Genomic DNA, 17,764 nt, shown 5'->3' on the forward strand with positions numbered 1-17,764 from the left:
ATAATCAGCCCCAGAGGGTTTCCACGACCTTTGCAGGCCATTTCTTCACGTCGAGACCGTGATGGGCAAACAGCGCCAGCGCGATGCGCTCCAGCCCGAAACCGACGCATGCGGTGTGAGCGACATCGCCATTTTCGAGATTCAGGCCCCATTTCTGGCCGAAGGCGTCCTGATGGTAATTGAAGCTCATGCAGGCTGTCGGGTTCGTCGTCGATGTGACCGGGATCAGCAGTTCGAATTTCAGGTTCTGGTCGCGCTGGTTGTTGGCCAGCATCTTGCCGGCGCGGCCGAAGAAGGGATCGTTGGCAATATCGATGGTGACCTCAAGCCCGACTGCCTTCATCATCTCGACGCCGCGATCCATCCAGGTCTGGCGGAATTCGGTGACGTCGGACTCGGTGCCCATGCAGACATATTCGCGCATGCGGAAAAGCTGCTGGCGGGCGGGATCCTTGGAGGGTTCATGGCGGAAGCAATAGGACTGGATGTCATAGAGACTGCCGCCGGCAGGCAGCGCGCCACGCTTGGCGATCGTCGGATAAAGCGGATAGCAGGCTGCAGGCGTCAGCACGATGTCGGTGGCTTTCTGGTCTTTCGTCCAGTCGCCGCCCTCATCCATGGATTTCAGCAGGCTGACATGATCGAGTTCGCAGCCACAGAAGGAATGGACCGTGCCGGCGAGCTGCGGAAAGCTCTTCATGTAACCGCTCTTTTCGAAATAGGCGCGGTTGATGCCGGGCGGAAAACGGATCGCTTCGGCGCCATCGGCGCCACCCGTGCGGTCGATCAGCCGCTCGAATGCGGCAATCACGTCTTCGAACTGGCCGCTGCGCCCATAAAGACCGTCCACACCCGTTTCAATCAGCAGGCCTTCTTCGAACAGTCGATCGAGGAACGATGTTTGCATGTCCATGGTTTTATCCCAAGAGGCTCGTGTCCTGCCTGTGAACCAGCAGGAGATTGGCGGAATTGCCGAGAATACGGTCGTTGGAAATCATCAGCCGGGCGGAATGCGCGTCGCGCAGGTGTCGGCCGAGGCTGTAGGGCGTGCCGTTCTTGTAACCCATGATGCCGCAGACCAGCATGGCATGATCGATGATCTCAAGAATGGTTTCGGAAGAGCAGATCTTCACATTGTTCATCGCCACCGCAAAGGCCATGGACATCAGTTTTTCCGGGTCACTCTTGGTGTCCTCGTAGGCCTTGATGCCGGCGATGATGTTGGATTTGACCACCTGCAGCTTGGTGGAAACCTCGGCAAGGCGGATTGCGCCGGGAGGGGCGGTGCCGGGCGATTTGCGCGCCGCGGCTCTGACAAAAGACTGGGCGCGCAGCACGGCATCGGATGCGATGCCGTACCAGACGGCGCTCCACAGGAGATGTGAGCTTGCAAGCATGGATTGTGCGGCGATTTCCGCGAAAGGCTTCGGGAAAATCTGCGCCGCTGGCGCTTCGCCGCGAAACAGGAAGCCGTCCGAACAGGTGCCGCGCATGCCGAGCGTATCCCAGATATGGGTCTTCTCGAGCGTATATTGGTTTTTCAGGAATACGGTCATCACCTGGTCGGCGGGCGCGGCATCCTTGTGGGCGCGAGAGGTGATGAGGATCGCATCGGCATTGCTGCCGTAGGAAATGACGGTGGCATCCTTTTCCAGCCGGCAGCTATCGCCTTCGACTTCGATCGCACAGATGGAGTTGCGCAGATTGCCGCCGATGCCGCCTTCGGTGGTGGCGGAGCCGAGCAGTAGCTGTTCGCCTGCAACGCGGCGCATAAAGCCCGGATGCCAGGTGCTTTCCACGCCATGTTCCACCAGGCTCGACAGCTTGATGTGGTGCATGGCGAAAATCATTGCGGTTGCCGAACAGGCCTGGCCGAGCCGGGCGCAGATATCGGCGATCTCTTGAATGGAGGCGCCTTCGCCGCCGAGTGAGGAGGGCACCTGAATGCCGAGCAGCCGTTCCTGCCGCAAGGCATCGACGGCTTCCTGCGGGAATCGGCCGGTGACATCCACCTCATCCGCATGCTTTGCGGCAATGATCGCGACACGGCCCGCGCGCGCGGACAGAGTTTCATCCTGCGGCGCTACGGTCACGTTCATCAGGCAGCCTCTTTACCATCCAGAATGAGCTTAACGGTGTCTTCAATGGCCTTGATGCTGGCGAAGGACTTGCGATTCAGCAGGTTATCGGGGAATTCGATATCAAAAGCTTCTTCAATACCCAGCATCAATTGCACCGACGCAAAGGAAGAAAGGCCCGCTGCATAAAGATCGGCTTCATCTGCAATCGTATCGACGGGTGTGGGAAGCTGGCCGAATTTGGCCAGTATTTCACGAATAGTCGCATTCATTCCGACGTATCTCCAATGAAATCAACATTAGGAAGGTTTGTGCTTATCGTTATGCCGCAAACGATAATATTCACCTAAACCGTTAGGTTAATTACAACTAACGGCAGCATGCGCCATTCCCGCACCTTTGCCAAGCGTTGATGAGCGGCCTTGACAAAAGCCGGACGGTGTCTTTTCCTATGGCCATTCACCAGGGGTGTCCCGTCAAGGGGCTGAGATTCTGCTTTCATGCGCAGTGACCCGTTGAACCTGATCCAGTTCATACTGGCGTAGGGACGGTGCAAAGATCGAAGGTCGGCTGGCGTCAAAACGTTCGGTGCCGGCATTTCGGTATTTTCCATCATTCCGGCTCGAACTGGGTCTCCACTGTCAAACTTTGGAGCCTCAAGATGAATATCGCTGCCAAGAATATCCCGCTTACGGTCACCACCGGACCGCATGCCGCCTCCACGAAAATCCACAAGTTAGGAATTTTGCACCCGCATATCCGCGTGCCGATGCGCGAGATCGCGGTGCACCCGACGGCGGGCGAACCGCCGGTGACGGTCTATGATTCCTCCGGTCCCTATACCGATCCAGCCCATCCCGTTCTGATCGAAAAGGGTCTGCCGCGCCTGCGTCATGACTGGGTCGTGGCGCGCGGCGATGTCGAGGCTTACGAGGGCCGGCACGTCAAACCGGAGGATAACGGCTTTGCCACCGGCGAGCGCCTGACGCCCGAATTTGGCGTGCGGCACCAGCCGCTGAAAGCGACGGCGGGCAAGGCGGTGACGCAGCTTGCCTACGCGCGGGCGGGCATCATCACGCCGGAAATGGAATTCATCGCCATCCGCGAAAATCTCGGGCGGGAGGCCGCGAAGGAAAAGCTTGCACGTGACGGCGAGAGTTTCGGCGCGTATATTCCTGATTATGTCACGGCGGAATTCGTGCGTCAGGAAGTGGCATCGGGTCGCGCCATTATTCCCGCTAACATCAACCACCCGGAACTTGAGCCGATGATCATCGGCCGCAATTTTCTGGTGAAGATCAACGCCAATATAGGCAATTCCGCCGTTACCTCCTCCATGGCGGAAGAGGTGGAGAAGATGGTCTGGGCTATCCGCTGGGGTGCGGATACCGTCATGGACCTTTCGACCGGGCGCAACATCCACAATATCCGCGAATGGATCATCCGCAATTCACCGGTGCCGATTGGCACGGTGCCGCTTTATCAAGCGCTGGAGAAGGTCAACGGCATTGCCGAAGACCTCAACTGGGAAGTGTTTCGCGATACGCTGATCGAGCAGGCGGAGCAGGGGGTGGATTATTTCACCATCCATGCCGGGGTGCGGTTGCATTACATCCCGCTCACCGTCAATCGTGTCACCGGCATCGTCTCGCGCGGCGGGTCGATCATGGCCAAGTGGTGTCTGCATCATCATCGCGAAAGCTTCCTCTATGAGCATTTCGAGGAGATTTGCGACATCTGCCGCGCTTATGACGTCTCCTTCTCGCTGGGCGATGGTTTGCGTCCCGGCTCCATTGCCGACGCCAATGACGCGGCGCAGTTTGCCGAGCTGGAGACGCTGGGCGAGTTGACGCAGATCGCCTGGGCAAAAGATTGCCAGGTGATGATCGAAGGCCCCGGCCATGTGCCGATGCACAAGATCAAGGAAAACATGGACAAGCAGCTGAAGACCTGCGGTGAGGCGCCTTTCTACACGCTTGGGCCGCTCACGACAGATATCGCGCCCGGTTACGACCACATCACCTCAGGCATCGGGGCGGCGATGATCGGCTGGTTCGGCACGGCCATGCTCTGCTATGTCACGCCAAAGGAACATCTCGGTCTACCTGACCGGAACGACGTGAAGGTCGGTGTCATCACCTACAAGATTGCCGCCCATGCCGCCGATCTTGCAAAGGGTCATCCGGCGGCGCAGGTGCGGGACGATGCGCTGTCGCGCGCACGGTTCGAGTTCCGCTGGGAAGACCAATTTAACCTGTCGCTCGACCCGGATACGGCGCGCTCCTTCCATGATGAGACCCTGCCGAAAGAGGCGCACAAGGTTGCGCATTTCTGCTCCATGTGCGGACCGAAATTCTGCTCGATGCGGATTTCTCACGATATCCGCGCTGAGGCGCAAAAGGAGGGGCTGGAGGCGATGGCCGCCCGCTTCAAGGAAGGCGGCGAGCTTTATATGCCGCTGCCGACGCCGGCAAATGCCGAATAAAATGCGCGTCCTTGTCAAGGGAACGGGGGTCGCCGGATTGACGGCGGCCTTCGAGCTGGCGCGGAGCGGCGTTCTCGTCGAGGTGTCGGAGTGCAACGCCGAGCCTTCTCGCGGGGCGTCGTTCTATGCAGGCGGCATGCTGGCGCCCTGGTGTGAGCGTGAAAGCGCGGAAGAGGCGGTTCTGACACTGGGCCATGCGGCGCTTGACTGGTGGGATGAAGCGACGCCCGGCCTTGTGGTCCGCAACGGCACGCTGGTGGTCGCGCCCGCGCGTGACAAAGCGGAGCTTTCGCGTTTCGCATCGCGGACCAGCGGCTATCGCTGGGTGGACGAGGCCGAAATCGCCGATCTGGAGCCCGATCTTGCCGGGCGCTTCCGGTCCGGGCTCTATTTCGCCAACGAAGGGCATCTCGATCCGCGCCTCGCACTTGCATTGCTGTATCGGCGGCTTTGCACCATGGGTGTGCGGTTTCACATGGGCGTCCCGGTGAACGAGCGGCCGTTCGACCGGGTGGTGGATTGCACCGGGCGTGCGGCGGTGGGCAGGATTTCCCGCCTTCGTGGTGTGCGGGGAGAGATGCTCTATCTCGCCTCACGGGAGGTTTCTCTCTCCCGTCCCGTCCGGCTGCTGCATCCGCGCATTCCGCTCTACATCGTGCCGCGAGAGCCGGGCCGCTTCATGGTGGGCGCGACGATGATCGAGACGGAAGATGCCGGCGCCATTTCCGCCCGTTCGATGATGGAATTCCTGAACGCCGCCTATGCCGTGCACCCGGCCTTTGCGGAAGCGGAAATCATCGAGACCGGCACGGGTGTGCGTCCGGCCTATCCCGACAATCTGCCAAAAGTCACCGAGGATGGCCGAACCATCTTCATAAACGGTGCGTACCGGCATGGCTTTCTGCTCTCGCCGGCAATGGCGCGGCGGGCGGCCCGGATCGTGTGTGAAACTCTTATTCAAAAGGAACAGGATCATGAAACTCTTGGTGAATGGCGACGAGCTTGATCTCGCTGCCGAGACGCTGGCCGGTCTGCTCGCCAGCCTCGACTATGAAGGCGAGTGGCTGGCGACGGCGGTCAATGGCGATCTGGTGCATTCGGAGGAACGCGCCGGTTACGTGCTGAAGGCTTTCGATCGTGTCGAAATCCTCTCACCAATGCAGGGAGGTTGAGGCCATGCTGACGCTTTATGGCCGCGAGGTCTCGTCCCGTCTTCTGCTCGGCACGGCGCGTTATCCGTCCCCCGCCGTGCTCGCGGATGCGGTGCGGGCCAGCAATACGGATATTCTGACGATTTCGCTGCGACGGGAAATGGCAGGGGCCAAGAAGGGCGGTCAGTTTTTCGAGCTGATCCGCGAACTGGACCGCCATATCCTGCCCAATACGGCCGGTTGCCACACCGCCAAGGAAGCGGTGCTGACGGCGAAGATGGCGCGCGAGGTATTCCGTACAGACTGGATCAAGCTCGAGGTTATCGGCAATCACGACACGTTGCAGCCCGATGTCTTCGCGCTTGTCGAGGCTGCGAAAATCCTCTGCGATGAGGGTTTCGAAGTCTTTCCCTATACGACGGACGATTTGGTCGTGGCCGAAAAGCTGCTGGAGGCCGGCTGCAGGGTGCTGATGCCCTGGTGCGCGCCGATCGGCAGCGCCATGGGGCCGCTCAACCTGACGGCACTGAAATCGATGCGGGCGCGGTTTCCCGACGTGCCGCTGATCGTTGACGCAGGGATCGGCCGGCCCTCCCATGCGGTGACCGTGATGGAGCTTGGTTACGATGCCGTTCTCCTTAACACGGCGGTTGCGGGTGCGGGCGATCCAGTCGGCATGGCGGAGGCTTTTGCCCGCGCCATAGGGGCGGGCCATCAGGCGTATCTCTCGGGGCTGCTGGAACCACGGGATATGGCCGTTCCTTCGACACCCGTGATCGGGACGGCGGTTTTCTCCTGATCGGGGCTTTCCGCCAAGGTCTGGCACGCCACCTTTTGCGTTGACAGTGCCCCGCGGTGGCGGGATACCGGGAGGAAAGGGGAACGGCATGGCGGCACGCAACAATCTTCTCACGGATATCGACGGTGTTCTGGTCGGCAACGTCACCGATCTCTCCCTCGGCTCCGGTGTCACGGCGATTGTTTTCGAAAAGCCTGCCGTTGCTTCCGGTTCGGTTCTCGGTGGCGCACCCGGCGGGCGCGATACCGGTCTGCTGGACCCCGCGATGACGGTGGAAACGGTGGATGCGCTGGTACTATCAGGCGGTTCGGCCTTCGGACTGGATGCGGCGGGCGGTGTTCAGGCCGGGTTGCGGGAAATCGGTCGTGGGTTGCAGGTGGGTTCCACCCGCGTACCCATCGTGCCGCAGGCGATCCTCATGGATCTGTTGAATGGCGGGAATAAGGACTGGGGGTTGCATTCGCCCTATCGCGAGATGGGATATGCGGCTTTCAAGGCGGCAGGCCGCGACCCTTTCGAACTTGGAACGGCGGGTGCAGGAACGGGTGCGACGACCGCGACCTTCAAGGGCGGGCTCGGTTCGGCAAGCGCCATCAGTTCTGGCGGATACAAGGTTGCGGCCATCGTTGCCGTCAATGCGCTTGGTTCCGCAACAGTCGGCATAAGCCGCCATTTCTGGTCAGCACCTTTTGAAGCGCATGGCGAATTCGGCGATCGCGGTTTTCCCGCCCGTTTTACAACTGATGATACCGCGCTTCGCCTTAAGGGCGTCAATCTCACCGCGACGACCATCGGCGCCGTGGTAACCGATGCGGTGCTCACCAAGGCGCAGGCCCATCGCCTCTCCGTCATGGCGCATGACGGGCTGGCGCGTGCGGTTCTGCCCGCTCATTTGCCGAGCGATGGCGATACCATGTTCGCGGCTGCGACCGGCGACAAGCCGCTTGAGGGCGGCGTTCATTTTGCCGAGCTTTGTTATCTCGCGACAATAGTGATGGCGCGGGCGGTGGCGCGCGGCGTCTATGAGGCGACGGCCCTGCCGGTGGATGGGGCGCAGAGGGCCTATCGTGACATTCATGGCCGGGGTGTTTGAACCATGAGCGAGACACGCCTGCCACTGAAGCCTGTTCTGCGCATCGATTTTCCGCCCGGAGAGCGTCTGGGGCACGGCAAAGTCGAGTTGATGGAGTTGATTGCCGAGACCGGATCGATCTCGGCCGCCGGTCGGGCGATGGACATGTCCTATCGACGTGCATGGCTGCTGGTGGATGCGCTGAACCACATGTTCAGGCAGCCGGTGATCGAATCCCAACGGGGCGGCAAGCAGGGCGGCGGTGCGGCACTGACTGTTTTCGGCACCGCATTGCTGGAGCGTTATTGTGGCATGGAAGAGCGGATGAACGAGGCCCTGCGCGTGGATATTGACTGGCTGGAGGCCAACCGCAATCCCGATGATTCGCTCAATAGGGATCGAGAGCCGCCGACTTTATGATCGCATGCACCGGTTTTCCGGGTTCCAGTCGTAGCCGCTCGCGGGAGAGGTCGGTGATGCGCGACTGGATGATATCGCCGCCGCAATCCACCTGGATCGTCACCATTCCGTCTTCGCTTGCCGAGATACCGGCGACATGGCCCTCGAGAATGTTGAGCGCACTGAGACCCTCGGGCTTTACCAGAGCCAGCATGACATCGCGTGCAGGTATCAGCACCCGTGCGGGCGTTCCGGCTGTTCCCTTTTTTGCCGGAACCTGCAGGAGCGAGTTAGTGAGCCTGACGGCGGCAAGCCCGTGTCTCTCATCGAAGCTTTCGATGTTTCCTGAAAGGATGCTGCCCGCTTCCCGCCGCTCGAGATGGGTACTGAAATCGGGTCTCGACAGCACCTCGGCCGCTTTTCCCTCAGCCTCCACCTTGCCGTCTTTCATCACCACGATGCGGTCTGCAAGGCGGGCGACTTCCTGGATGGAATGGCTGACATAAACGATCGGGATTTTCGTCTCGTCGCGCAGCCGCTCGAGATAGGGAATGATCTCGGCCTTACGCTGTTCGTCCAGCGAGGCGAGCGGTTCGTCCATCAGCAGCAGTCTTGGCGATGAGAGTAGTGCGCGACCGATGGCTACACGCTGTTTTTCGCCGCCGGAGAGCCTGTTCGGGCGGCGCTGCAGAAGATGGCCGATGCCAAGCATGTCGATGATGCGGTCGTCATTTGCATTTGTGTCTTTGCCTGCCGCGAACCATCGGCCGTATCGCAGGTTCTGCGCTACGCTCAGATGCGGGAAGAGCCGTGCCTCCTGAAAGACATAACCGAAGCGGCGTTTATGGGCCGGCAGAAACAGACGCTTTCCGCTATCGGCCAGCACTTCGCCATCCAGCGAAACCTTTCCCTCATCCGGTCGCAACAGACCGGCAATGATGCGGATCATCGACGTCTTGCCGGAGCCGGAACGCCCGAACAGGGCGGTGACTCCGCCTTCGGAGGTGAAGGATGCGTCGAGTTCGAAGGCGCCGAGGCGGTGACGGGTGGAGACTGAAAGCGTCATTCCATGCTCACCCGTTTGCCGATGATGCGGGCCAGAAACTCCGAGACGAGCAGCGCCAGCATGGAAATCACGACCGAAACGATGGTGAGGCGCAACGCACCGGCATCACCGCCCGGCACCTGTGTGAAGGTGTAGATGGCGGCGGACAGCGTCTGTGTCTCGCCCGGAATGTTTGAAACGAAGGTGATGGTCGCACCGAATTCGCCCATGGCCTTGGCGAAAGCGAGGATCATGCCGGCGATGATGCCGGGCAGCGTTAGTGGCAGGGTGACGGTGAGGAACACCCAGAGTGGGCTTGCCCCCAATGTTCCAGCTGCCTCCTCGAGCTTGAGATCTACCGCTTCGATGGAGAGACGGATGGAGCGCACCATCAGCGGAAAGGCCATGACGGCGCAGGCAAGTGCCGCCCCTGTCCAGCGGAAGGAAAAGACGATGCCGAACCAGCTATCGAGAAATTGGCCAATCGCACCGCGGCGGCCGAAGAGGACCAGCAGCAGAAAGCCGGTGACGACGGGCGGCAGAATGAGGGGCAGGTGGACGATGCCGTTGAGCAGCAATTTGCCCCAGAAGCGGCCGCGCGCCAGCGCCACGGCCACCGCTATGCCGAAGGGCAGGCTGGCAAACATGGCGATGGAGGACACCCACAGGCTGAGCCTGATCGCCGTCCATTCTTCAGGGCTGAGTGTCCACCAATGCAATGCCATATCCTGCAATCGTCATGTTTCGTGGCCCGCCGGAAAGCGGGCCTGAAGCAAGCTTATTTCAAAACGGTAAAGCCTTGCTTTTCGAAGAAAGGCGTTGCCTTCGCGGACTTCAGGAAATCCAGATAGGACTTCGCTGCCGGTGATTTTGCTTCCGAGAGAATGGCGACCGGATAGATGATCGGCGGGTGGCTGTCTTCGGGGAAGGTGCCGACGATCTTTACGCCTAGATCGGCGGCGGCGTCGGTCTGGTAGACGATGCCGTAGGGCGCTTCACCACGCGAGACGAGCAGCAGGGCGGCGCGCACGCTCTCTGCACCGGCGACTTTCTTTTCGACCGAGGACCAGACGCCGAGCTTTTCCAGCGCCGCCTTGCCATATTTTCCGGCAGGAACGGAATCGACCGCACCCATGGCGAGGCGGCCATCGCCCACGAGAGCCGCAAGATCGAAGCCCTGCTTGATCTCGACCGGCTTTGCCTTGTCGGCAGGCGCGACGAGAACGATGCGGTTGCCGAGAAGGTTGGAGCGGCTGTCGGCATTGATGAGCTTCTTGTCGGCGGCATAGTCCATCCATGCGAGGTCGGCAGAGATAAAAATATCCGCAGGCGCGCCCTGCTCGATCTGCTTGGCGAGCGCAGAGCTTGCGGCATAAGAAACGGTCGCTTCGTTGCTACTTTCCTTCGCCCATTCCGCATTGATGGCGTCGAGCGCGTTTTTCATGCTCGCGGCGGCAAAAACTGTAACCTTCTCGGCGGCATGGGCCGGAACAGCCACAAAGGAGGCCGCCATCCAGAAGGATGTGGCGGCGGCAATGGTTTTGAAGAAGCTGCGGCGCATAAGTCTCATGGTGTCCCCCAAGGTCAGATGTATTCCGATGAATATAACGATAGGCCTATAGGGCAATCATTATATTTTCAAGGATATATCGATGCGATGAGGAAAGAGGTCGCTGTGCGTGCTTATGTAAGGGGGATAATCAAGGTCTAAAAGCTTTCCGTCGTCATGCTCGGGCTTGTCCCTGCTATCTGCAACGCCTTGATTTTATTGGACGTGATTAGATCCTTGGGACAAGACAAAGCATGACGTCGAGTTTGAGGGCAGGTTTTTCCTTATCAAGGCCGCCCGCTCTGCCTGATCAAAACCGCTCGCCGGCGAAATGGGCGATCTGCGCGCCGGCCTCGTAATAGGCTTCCTTCATGGCGCGGAAAGCCTGTGCTTTCGGCTCCGTCACCGGCAAGGGCAGATCGGCTTCGGCGATTTCGCCGAGAATATGCTGGGCAATCACCTTGCCGAAGGCCGTCCCCGGCGCGATGCCGCGGCCGTTGTAACCCGAGAAGCCGACGACATTCTCCGCGAATTTATGGAAGCGCGGCACGGCATTGTCCGTCATGCCGATCTGGCCGTACCATTCACATTCGAATTCCGTGTCACCCAGCTGCGGGAAAATCCGCTTCAGCGAGCGTTTCGCCCAGGCACGATGAATGGCGGCGCCGGTGCCCCGCAGCGCACCGACACTGCCGAAGACGAGCCGACCGGCCTTGTCCATGCGGAAGGATGACAGGATTTCCTTCGTATCCCAGCAGCCCTGCCGGCCGGGCAGAATGCTTTTCTGCAGATTGTCGCTGAGCGGCCTGGTCGCGAAATTGAAATAGGGCAGGTAAACTTGTTCCTCACGGATAATCTGCCAGGGGCCGGTGCTGTAGGCCTCAGTTGCGACGACAATCCATTTTGCCGTTACCGATCCTTCCGGCGTTTTCACCACCCACTTTGCGCCGTTGCGGCCGGTTTCGATGACGGGGCTTGCCGTACGCAGCCGGACACCGGCCTTTTGTGCAGCGCCGGCAAGGCCACGAACGTAAGCCAGCGGCTGGATCGTGCCGGCGCGGCTGTCGAGAAGCGCGCCGGAATAGGCGTTGCTGCCGATATAGCTCGCTGTCTCGTCAGCATCGAGAACTCGAACCGGCGCGCCTCTCGCCGACCATTGTTCGCAACGCTCGCGGATTTCGGCGAGCCCTTTTTCACCGACGGCGCAATGCAGCGTCCCGTTTTTCTCGATCTCGCAGGGAATGCCGTGTTTTTCCACCAGTTCGCGCACAAGAAGCGGAGCATCGCCGAGAAGATCGAGAAGCCGTTCGCCGTAAGTCTCGCCCAGCACATCGGGAAGCTCTTTCGGCATGACCCACATGCCGCCATTGATGAGGCCGACATTACGCCCGGCACCGCCGAAACCGATCTCTTTCGCTTCCAGCAGCATGACGTCGACACCACGTTCGGCAAGATGCAGTGCGGCGGATTGCCCGGTGAAACCACCGCCGACAACCACGACATCGGCAACCGCATCTCCTTGCAGCGCAGGTGTCTTGGGCGGCTGCGGCGCGGTCTTCTCCCAGAGGCCATGTGAGCGGGGGTCGTTATACATGTTCCACCATAGTGCGGGCGAGTTCATTTGATTTTCGTATGAGTGACACGCCCTTGTTTATGAGACTTTACAAGCCACTCCGTCTGTTGAATATCGACATATCGTCAATAGTTCATTCCGTGAGGGAATATGGTCCTGCCGCCGCGCCGTTTTCTGCCGTCGCTTTCGCTGCTGGCGGCTTTCGAGGCTGCCTCGCGCACCGGTAGCGTTACCGCTGCGGCAAGGGAGCTCGGCCTGACACAGGGCGCGGTCAGCCGGCAGATTCTGGCGCTTGAAGAGCAGCTTGGTGTGGCGCTGTTCCTGCGCGAACGACAGACGATCCGGTTGACCCGCGCGGGGGAAGGTTATGCGCGGGAAATCCGCGAGGCTTTGCGGCGTATTTCGACGGCGTCCCTCAATCTGCGCGCCAATCCGGATGGCGGCACGCTCAATCTCGGCGTGCTGCCCAGCTTCGGCACGCGCTGGCTGGTGCCGCGCCTTCCCGATTTCATCGCCCGGCATCCCGGCATTTCCGTCAATCTTCTGACGCGGTCGTCGCTGTTCGATTTCCGCACCGATACCGTCGATGCGGCGATCCATTTCGGATTGCCGCATTGGCCGGGCACCGAACTGGTTTTTCTGATGCATGAAAAGGTCATTCCGGTGTGCAGCCCGACTTTTAAGGAACGTCACGGGCTTTCTCGGCCGGATGATCTGCTGCATGTGCCGCTCCTGCACATGACAACCCGGCCGGACGCCTGGGAGCAATGGTTTCGCAGCCATGATGTGCGTTTCGACAATGTGCACGGCATGCTGTTCGATCAGTTCACGATGATTGCCGAGGCGGCGAGCGCTGGCGTTGGGGCGTCGCTTGTTCCTTCCTTCATGATCGAGGAGGAATTGCGAAGCGGTCGTCTGGTCGGGGCTGTTGCGGGGGAGGTGGAAAGCGACGAGGCCTATTATCTTGCCTGCATGCCTGATCGCGCCAGCTATCCGCCACTCGAAAGTTTCCGAAGCTGGATCGTCTCTCAGGCCGCAATCGGCAGAGGTGTTGGCGGGGAAGACTTTTCGGCGTAAACCGGGGGGCGGTCTTGCAAGAGCGCCGCGGCTAAGCCAATAGTGCGCCATGACGTGTGGCGGACGGCGCCACACACCGCAAGTTCCAATACGGGAGATGTCCGTGAAGCCCATTTTTGTTCAGCTTCAATGCGAGCCCGGCAAGACCTATGATGTCGCCGATGCCATCTATAAAACGGAGCTCGTTTCCGAGCTTTATTCCACCAGCGGCGAATATGATCTGATGCTGAAAATCTATCTTCCGCAGGAGGAGGATATCGGCAAATTCATCAACGAGAATATCGTCAATATTCCAGGTATCGTCCGCTCGCTGACGACGCTGACCTTCACTGCGTTCTGACTGCATTTCCGGCCTTCAACCGGGCATCCGTGCGGAGGGAAAGTCCTTTAAGCTCAAGGGCTTTGTGGCTGGTGGCCGCCTTTAGGCTTGTTGCGGGGAATAGGAATGAGTGAAGAATTGGGAGCGTCAGAAAGACGTAGCGCTTGGCACTCCAATCCTGATTTGCAGGTGCTTTTTCAGCTCATTGCATCAGAATTTTCGATACATCCCGGACGGCTTGCGATCAGCTAGGCAGACGAATTTATATACTAAAAGCGCGCCATCGACCCCGTGTTCGGGATACGATATTAAGCGCGCTTTGATCTTGACGGGGACGAGGCAGCGATCGGGTAACGGGTTTCCCGCATCAGGCCGCGGCCAGATTCCGGCTGCGCACGAGATCGCGGATGGCGATCCGCACGTCATCGGCGCTGTCGAACTTCTGTTCGTCCAGGTCGTGAACGTGGAACTTCACCGCGATGAACTTCAGCCGGTCGTTGTCCGGTATGACGATGCCGACGGGTTCGCCAGCGAATTCAATAACTTGCTTTTGCATAGGTATACTCCCGCTGTGGCTAATTTACACAGCATGTTGTCGAACTGATTTTCAGGAAATTGAGACCGTCAGGTCACATTCGACAGCAGCGGGAACACGTGGATTTAAATCCAGCATTCCAGGACACAAGACCAAGGATTGCGTTAATGTTGATATGTTTTGACATGACACACTCCCTGTATTGGTGTTGGCCCAGAATCAGGAGACTCGTTCTCCAGTTCCACACTGATAATCCAGACCAGCACTAAAATCAATGCTGATTGTTATAGGTAGAATATTTTTCTTTATGATGACAGGAGAGGGGCGGAAATGTGAAATTTTTGTTTTCGTGGGAAGCCGCCCCGAAAAGCCCGGCGTGGCGGGCTTTTTATGCTTATTTTAATCGCCGGCGGATGCCGCAGGTGGGTAAATATGATCGTTTCCGTTGAAGTCGGAGACGGAGTAACAGCCATCGCGGGTTTTTTCGGCCGCATTTGGGCCGATTACAGCCTTGCCGTGACCGCCGGGAATGTCGAGGACATAGGTCGGCTGGCAAAGACCGGAGACATGCCCCCGCAAGGCGGAAACGATTCGCTGACCCTCTTCGATCGTCAGCCGAAAATGGCTCGTGCCCGGGGCAAGATCGGGATGGTGCAGATAATAGGGCTTGATGCGGTTTTCGACGAAGCTGCGCATCAGTTCGGCGAGAACCGCCGGATCATCGTTGATGCCCTTCAAAAGCACGGTCTGGCTGACCATGGCGATGCCGGCGTCTATCAACCGTGCGCAGGCGTTTCTGGCAGCGTCGCCGAGTTCGCGGGCGTGATTGGCGTGCAGGGCGACATAGATGGTCTTGCCGCTCTCTTTCAGTGCCTCGATCAGTGGCGCGTCGATGCGGTCGGGATCGACGACCGGTACGCGGGTGTGGAAACGGACGATCTTGACGTGCGGTATATCCCTCAGGCGTTTCATCAGGTCTGACAATCGTCGCGGCGAGAGAACCAGGGGGTCGCCGCCTGTGAGGATGACCTCCCAGATGGCCGGGTTGGCCATTATATAGGCGAATGCCGCATCCAGCTCTTCCGGGCTCATCATCCCGTTGCCCTGCGGGCCGACCATTTCGCGGCGGAAACAGAAACGGCAATAGACCGGGCAGACATGCACCGCCTTCAAAAGCACGCGGTCGGGATAACGGTGAACGATGCCGTGGACGGGGCTATGGGCGTCGTCGCCGATCGGATCGTCGCGTTCTTCGGGAAGATGGACGAGTTCGGCGAGATCAGGCACGAATTGTCGGGCGATCGGATCCTGGGGATCGTGGCTGTCCATCAGCCCGGAAACCGTTGGTGTTATGGCGAGCGCATAACGCTGCGTCACCGCGCGCAGGCCCTCGAGCGCCTCGGCTTCGATCAGCCCCGCTTCGAGCAGCGCTTCCGGTGTCTTGATGGTTTCAAGCCTTGTCATCGTCCATATTCCGCGACGGGCGCCCACATGACGAGCTCGATACGGGGTGCGCCGGTTGCCAGCATCACCAGCCGGTCGAAACCGAGCGCTATGCCGCTAGCCGGCGGCATGATCGCAAGTGCGGCCAGAAAATCCTCGTCCAGCGGATAGGTCTCGCCATAAACCCGCTGTTTCTCGGCCATCTCCATTTCGAAACGGTGCCGCTGCTCGGCAGCGTCGGTCAATTCACCGAAGGCGTTGGCAAGTTCCACGCCGCAGGCATAAAGCTCGAAGCGTTCCGCCACTCGGGCATCCCCAGGCGATTTGCGTGCAAGGGCCGCTTCGCTGGTGGGATATTCATCAAGAATGGTTGCGCGGCCGAAACCGAGTTCCGGCTCCACCCGCTCGACGATGACGCGGCTGAACATATCCGCCCAGGTATCGTCATCGGCCACGCGGATGCCGGCATTGGTGAGGCTCGCGGCAAGGTGGCGCTCATCCGTTTCGCCATTGCGGCTGATGGTCGCCAATAGATCAATTCCGGCATAGCGCTCGAAGGCCGCGGCAACGCTCAGACGTTCCGGTTCGAGGAAGGGATCGACGCTGCGGCCGCGATAGGTGAAATGTTTCGTCCCGGTGGTTTCGGCGGCCAGTGCCAGGAGATTGGCGCTGTCCTTCATCAGGCTCTCATAGGTTTCGCCGACCCTATACCATTCCAGCATGGTGAATTCCGGGTAGTGCAGCGGGCCCCTTTCCCTGTTCCGGTAAACATGAGCGAAACAGGAAATACGTTTTTCACCCGCGGCGAGCAGTTTCTTGCAGGCGAATTCCGGCGAGGTATGGAGATAGAGCGGTACGGCCTCGCCAGCCGGTGTCAGACCCTCGGTGGCAAAGGCGTGCAGATGCGCTTCATTGCCGGGGGAAACCTGCAGGGTGGCGGTGTCGACTTCGAGAAAATCGGCACGGGCGAAATAGCCGCGAAATGCCGACTGGATCGCGTTGCGGCCAAGGAGAAAAGCGCGGCGGTCGGCATGGACATCAGGTGTCCACCAGGGCGACATTGTCTCGTTGCTTGCGCGCATCGTCTGTTCTTTTCCGTCTTCTCTGCGGCGTCCGATTGCGGATAAACGGCCCGCAAAACGCCTGATCGCATCATTTAAAGCAATTCCGGGCGGAAAACCGCTAGGCACTCTTCCGCGAATTGCTGTAGAAGGCTGGCAATTCGCGCGGATTTAAGGTAGTTGCGCCCCAGAAAAAAGACAAAACGTCTGCCGGGGCCGGTGCTGCCGCGCAGTCCTTTACGACGCATTTCATCGAGTTACAAGGAAGTCATATGGTCAAGGTTATCGCCTCATCCGTCCGCAAGGGCAATGTTCTCGACGTGGACGGCAAGCTTTACGTCGTTCTCACCGCGCAGAACTTTCACCCCGGCAAGGGCACGCCGGTCACGCAGGTGGACATGCGCCGCATCGTTGACGGCGTGAAGGTTTCCGAGCGCTGGCGCACCACTGAGCAGGTCGAGCGGGCTTTCGTCGAAGACCTGAACTTCCAGTTCCTGTATGAAGATGGCGAAGGCTTCCACTTCATGAACCCGGAAAACTACGATCAGGTCGTGGTCGATGTCGAGACGATGGGTGACCAGAAGGCCTACCTGCAGGAAGGCATGACCTGCGTTCTGTCCATCCACGAAGGCAACCCGCTGGCTGTCGAACTGCCGCGTCATGTGACGCTTGAAATCATGGAAACGGAACCGGTCGTGAAGGGCCAGACGGCATCTTCTTCCTACAAGCCGGCGATCCTCTCTAACGGCATCCGCACCATGGTGCCGCCGCATGTTGACGCCGGTATCCGCGTGGTCATCGCGACGGAAGACAATTCCTACGTCGAGCGCGCCAAGAACTGAGCCTGACGGCAGTTGCACAAAAGGCACCGGGCGACCGGTGCCTTTTTTATTTATGCCCTGAATAACAAAAAGCCCGCGTCGTGACGCGGGCTTATACATTAAAGGCCGGACCATCGTTATGATGTTCCGGCCTTGTTTGTCTTGAAGGTGGTTGCAACACCGTCGAGACGATGAGCAGAGCGGTTGGTCCTTGCGGGCCTGAACTTTTCGTTCGAAAAAAAGCAAAACCCTCTGCGCATTACGAGGCTTCGTCGAACCGTTGAGAGAGCCGAGCGCTCGCGTATAAGGGAGACAAGACCTCATGACCTATACTAGCCATTTTGTCGGCATCGACAT

The 17,764-nt window shown here is 59.5% G+C and carries 19 protein-coding genes and 1 riboswitch; of the genes, 9 read left to right on the forward strand and 10 right to left on the reverse strand.

The genetic code is table 11. From position 1 onward, the window contains the following. Positions 1-4: 4 nt before the first annotated feature. The 3 genes from O8B93_RS24115 to O8B93_RS24125 are packed head-to-tail and all read right to left on the reverse strand — an operon-like array spanning position 5 to position 2,350. On the reverse strand, positions 5-913 hold the full coding sequence (locus O8B93_RS24115; RefSeq protein WP_269712360.1) for an amino acid--[acyl-carrier-protein] ligase: 909 nt from the start codon (positions 911-913) through the stop codon (positions 5-7). Positions 914-917: 4 nt separating this feature from the next. Beyond that, positions 918-2,099 (reverse strand): acyl-CoA dehydrogenase family protein, encoded by a 1,182-nt coding sequence (locus O8B93_RS24120; protein WP_269712361.1) that lies wholly within the window; start codon positions 2,097-2,099, stop codon positions 918-920. Then, positions 2,099-2,350 (reverse strand): acyl carrier protein, encoded by a 252-nt coding sequence (locus tag O8B93_RS24125; RefSeq protein WP_003504852.1) that lies wholly within the window; start codon positions 2,348-2,350, stop codon positions 2,099-2,101. Before O8B93_RS24125 ends, O8B93_RS24120 begins: the two co-directional genes overlap by 1 nt. A 182-nt stretch (positions 2,351-2,532) precedes the next feature. After that, a riboswitch (TPP riboswitch) is annotated at positions 2,533-2,644 on the forward strand. A gap of 95 nt (positions 2,645-2,739) precedes the next feature. On the opposite strand from O8B93_RS24125, the gene thiC reads away from it, so the two are divergent. The 6 genes from thiC (at position 2,740) to O8B93_RS24155 (ending at position 8,005) form a co-directional block, all read left to right on the forward strand. Beyond that, positions 2,740-4,563, forward strand: a complete 1,824-nt coding sequence (gene thiC, locus O8B93_RS24130) for a phosphomethylpyrimidine synthase ThiC (protein ID WP_269712362.1) — start codon at positions 2,740-2,742, stop codon at positions 4,561-4,563. A 1-nt stretch (position 4,564) separates the two neighbouring features. Further along, positions 4,565-5,569 carry a glycine oxidase ThiO gene (gene thiO / locus O8B93_RS24135; RefSeq protein WP_269712363.1) on the forward strand — a complete coding sequence of 335 codons (1,005 nt, stop codon included), beginning with the start codon at positions 4,565-4,567 and terminating at the stop codon, positions 5,567-5,569. Beyond that, on the forward strand, positions 5,538-5,735 hold the full coding sequence (gene thiS / locus O8B93_RS24140; protein ID WP_010972407.1) for a sulfur carrier protein ThiS: 198 nt from the start codon (positions 5,538-5,540) through the stop codon (positions 5,733-5,735). The genes thiO and thiS overlap by 32 nt, the downstream gene beginning before the upstream one ends. A gap of 4 nt (positions 5,736-5,739) precedes the next feature. Next, positions 5,740-6,513 (forward strand): thiazole synthase, encoded by a 774-nt coding sequence (locus O8B93_RS24145; protein WP_269712364.1) that lies wholly within the window; start codon positions 5,740-5,742, stop codon positions 6,511-6,513. A gap of 88 nt (positions 6,514-6,601) precedes the next feature. Further along, positions 6,602-7,606 carry a P1 family peptidase gene (locus tag O8B93_RS24150; RefSeq protein WP_269712365.1) on the forward strand — a complete coding sequence of 335 codons (1,005 nt, stop codon included), beginning with the start codon at positions 6,602-6,604 and terminating at the stop codon, positions 7,604-7,606. Between the two features lie 3 nt (positions 7,607-7,609). After that, positions 7,610-8,005 (forward strand): winged helix-turn-helix domain-containing protein, encoded by a 396-nt coding sequence (locus O8B93_RS24155; RefSeq protein ID WP_269712366.1) that lies wholly within the window; start codon positions 7,610-7,612, stop codon positions 8,003-8,005. Here the strand turns inward: O8B93_RS24155 and modC are convergent. The 4 genes from modC to O8B93_RS24175 all read right to left on the reverse strand — a co-directional run bounded on the left by modC (position 7,974) and on the right by O8B93_RS24175 (position 12,172). Continuing rightward, the gene (gene modC, locus O8B93_RS24160; RefSeq protein WP_269712367.1) at positions 7,974-9,050 is read right to left on the reverse strand and encodes a molybdenum ABC transporter ATP-binding protein; all 1,077 of its coding nucleotides are present in this window, start codon (positions 9,048-9,050) and stop codon (positions 7,974-7,976) included. The two genes, O8B93_RS24155 and modC, sit on opposite strands and share 32 nt — an antisense overlap. Further along, positions 9,047-9,754, reverse strand: a complete 708-nt coding sequence (gene modB / locus O8B93_RS24165; RefSeq protein ID WP_269712368.1) for a molybdate ABC transporter permease subunit — start codon at positions 9,752-9,754, stop codon at positions 9,047-9,049. Before modB ends, modC begins: the two co-directional genes overlap by 4 nt. A gap of 53 nt (positions 9,755-9,807) precedes the next feature. Beyond that, on the reverse strand, positions 9,808-10,599 hold the full coding sequence (gene modA / locus O8B93_RS24170; RefSeq protein WP_269712369.1) for a molybdate ABC transporter substrate-binding protein: 792 nt from the start codon (positions 10,597-10,599) through the stop codon (positions 9,808-9,810). Between the two features lie 289 nt (positions 10,600-10,888). After that, positions 10,889-12,172: an NAD(P)/FAD-dependent oxidoreductase gene (locus O8B93_RS24175; RefSeq protein WP_269712376.1), complete on the reverse strand. Its 1,284-nt coding sequence runs from the start codon at positions 12,170-12,172 to the stop codon at positions 10,889-10,891. A 129-nt stretch (positions 12,173-12,301) separates the two neighbouring features. Here O8B93_RS24175 and O8B93_RS24180 point away from each other — a divergent pair, with 129 nt between their 5' ends. Both O8B93_RS24180 and O8B93_RS24185 read left to right on the forward strand, forming a co-directional pair. Next, entirely contained in the window at positions 12,302-13,228 is a 927-nt protein-coding gene (locus O8B93_RS24180; RefSeq protein ID WP_269712370.1) for a LysR family transcriptional regulator, read from the forward strand. A gap of 103 nt (positions 13,229-13,331) precedes the next feature. Further along, the gene (locus tag O8B93_RS24185; protein ID WP_269712371.1) at positions 13,332-13,568 is read left to right on the forward strand and encodes an Lrp/AsnC ligand binding domain-containing protein; all 237 of its coding nucleotides are present in this window, start codon (positions 13,332-13,334) and stop codon (positions 13,566-13,568) included. A 346-nt stretch (positions 13,569-13,914) separates the two neighbouring features. Here O8B93_RS24185 and O8B93_RS24190 read toward each other — a convergent pair whose 3' ends face one another. From O8B93_RS24190 to epmA, 3 genes are all read right to left on the reverse strand, one after another. Then, a complete protein-coding gene (locus tag O8B93_RS24190; protein WP_006313965.1) occupies positions 13,915-14,103 on the reverse strand; it encodes a hypothetical protein in 189 nt (62 codons plus the stop codon). Positions 14,104-14,481: 378 nt separating this feature from the next. Beyond that, the gene (locus tag O8B93_RS24195) at positions 14,482-15,546 is read right to left on the reverse strand and encodes a lysine-2,3-aminomutase-like protein (protein ID WP_269712372.1); all 1,065 of its coding nucleotides are present in this window, start codon (positions 15,544-15,546) and stop codon (positions 14,482-14,484) included. Then, the gene (gene epmA / locus O8B93_RS24200; protein ID WP_269712373.1) at positions 15,543-16,607 is read right to left on the reverse strand and encodes an EF-P lysine aminoacylase EpmA; all 1,065 of its coding nucleotides are present in this window, start codon (positions 16,605-16,607) and stop codon (positions 15,543-15,545) included. Before epmA ends, O8B93_RS24195 begins: the two co-directional genes overlap by 4 nt. A 251-nt stretch (positions 16,608-16,858) precedes the next feature. Between epmA and efp the strand changes: the two genes are divergently transcribed. After that, entirely contained in the window at positions 16,859-17,428 is a 570-nt protein-coding gene (gene efp / locus O8B93_RS24205; protein WP_269712374.1) for an elongation factor P, read from the forward strand. Positions 17,429-17,764: the final 336 nt, after the last annotated feature.

The sequence above is a fragment of the Martinezella rhizogenes genome (assembly GCF_027460065.1).
In the GTDB taxonomy this organism is placed as follows: domain Bacteria; phylum Pseudomonadota; class Alphaproteobacteria; order Rhizobiales; family Rhizobiaceae; genus Agrobacterium; species Agrobacterium rhizogenes_C.

Excerpts from the sequence above, each read along its gene's own strand:
- O8B93_RS24115 (WP_269712360.1), bottom strand. The coding sequence starts at position 913 with ATGGACATGCAAACATCGTTCCTCGATCGACTGTTCGAAGAAGGCCTG.
- O8B93_RS24180 (WP_269712370.1), top strand. The coding sequence starts at position 12,302 with ATGGTCCTGCCGCCGCGCCGTTTTCTGCCGTCGCTTTCGCTGCTGGCG.
- O8B93_RS24175 (WP_269712376.1), bottom strand. The coding sequence starts at position 12,172 with ATGTATAACGACCCCCGCTCACATGGCCTCTGGGAGAAGACCGCGCCG.
- O8B93_RS24120 (WP_269712361.1), bottom strand. The coding sequence starts at position 2,099 with ATGAACGTGACCGTAGCGCCGCAGGATGAAACTCTGTCCGCGCGCGCG.
- O8B93_RS24195 (WP_269712372.1), bottom strand. The coding sequence starts at position 15,546 with ATGACAAGGCTTGAAACCATCAAGACACCGGAAGCGCTGCTCGAAGCG.
- thiC (WP_269712362.1), top strand. The coding sequence starts at position 2,740 with ATGAATATCGCTGCCAAGAATATCCCGCTTACGGTCACCACCGGACCG.
- efp (WP_269712374.1), top strand. The coding sequence starts at position 16,859 with ATGGTCAAGGTTATCGCCTCATCCGTCCGCAAGGGCAATGTTCTCGAC.
- O8B93_RS24150 (WP_269712365.1), top strand. The coding sequence starts at position 6,602 with ATGGCGGCACGCAACAATCTTCTCACGGATATCGACGGTGTTCTGGTC.
- thiO (WP_269712363.1), top strand. The coding sequence starts at position 4,565 with ATGCGCGTCCTTGTCAAGGGAACGGGGGTCGCCGGATTGACGGCGGCC.
- thiS (WP_010972407.1), top strand. The coding sequence starts at position 5,538 with ATGAAACTCTTGGTGAATGGCGACGAGCTTGATCTCGCTGCCGAGACG.
- modB (WP_269712368.1), bottom strand. The coding sequence starts at position 9,754 with ATGGCATTGCATTGGTGGACACTCAGCCCTGAAGAATGGACGGCGATC.
- epmA (WP_269712373.1), bottom strand. The coding sequence starts at position 16,607 with ATGCGCGCAAGCAACGAGACAATGTCGCCCTGGTGGACACCTGATGTC.
- modC (WP_269712367.1), bottom strand. The coding sequence starts at position 9,050 with ATGACGCTTTCAGTCTCCACCCGTCACCGCCTCGGCGCCTTCGAACTC.
- O8B93_RS24155 (WP_269712366.1), top strand. The coding sequence starts at position 7,610 with ATGAGCGAGACACGCCTGCCACTGAAGCCTGTTCTGCGCATCGATTTT.
- O8B93_RS24190 (WP_006313965.1), bottom strand. The coding sequence starts at position 14,103 with ATGCAAAAGCAAGTTATTGAATTCGCTGGCGAACCCGTCGGCATCGTC.
- modA (WP_269712369.1), bottom strand. The coding sequence starts at position 10,599 with ATGAGACTTATGCGCCGCAGCTTCTTCAAAACCATTGCCGCCGCCACA.
- O8B93_RS24145 (WP_269712364.1), top strand. The coding sequence starts at position 5,740 with ATGCTGACGCTTTATGGCCGCGAGGTCTCGTCCCGTCTTCTGCTCGGC.
- O8B93_RS24125 (WP_003504852.1), bottom strand. The coding sequence starts at position 2,350 with ATGAATGCGACTATTCGTGAAATACTGGCCAAATTCGGCCAGCTTCCC.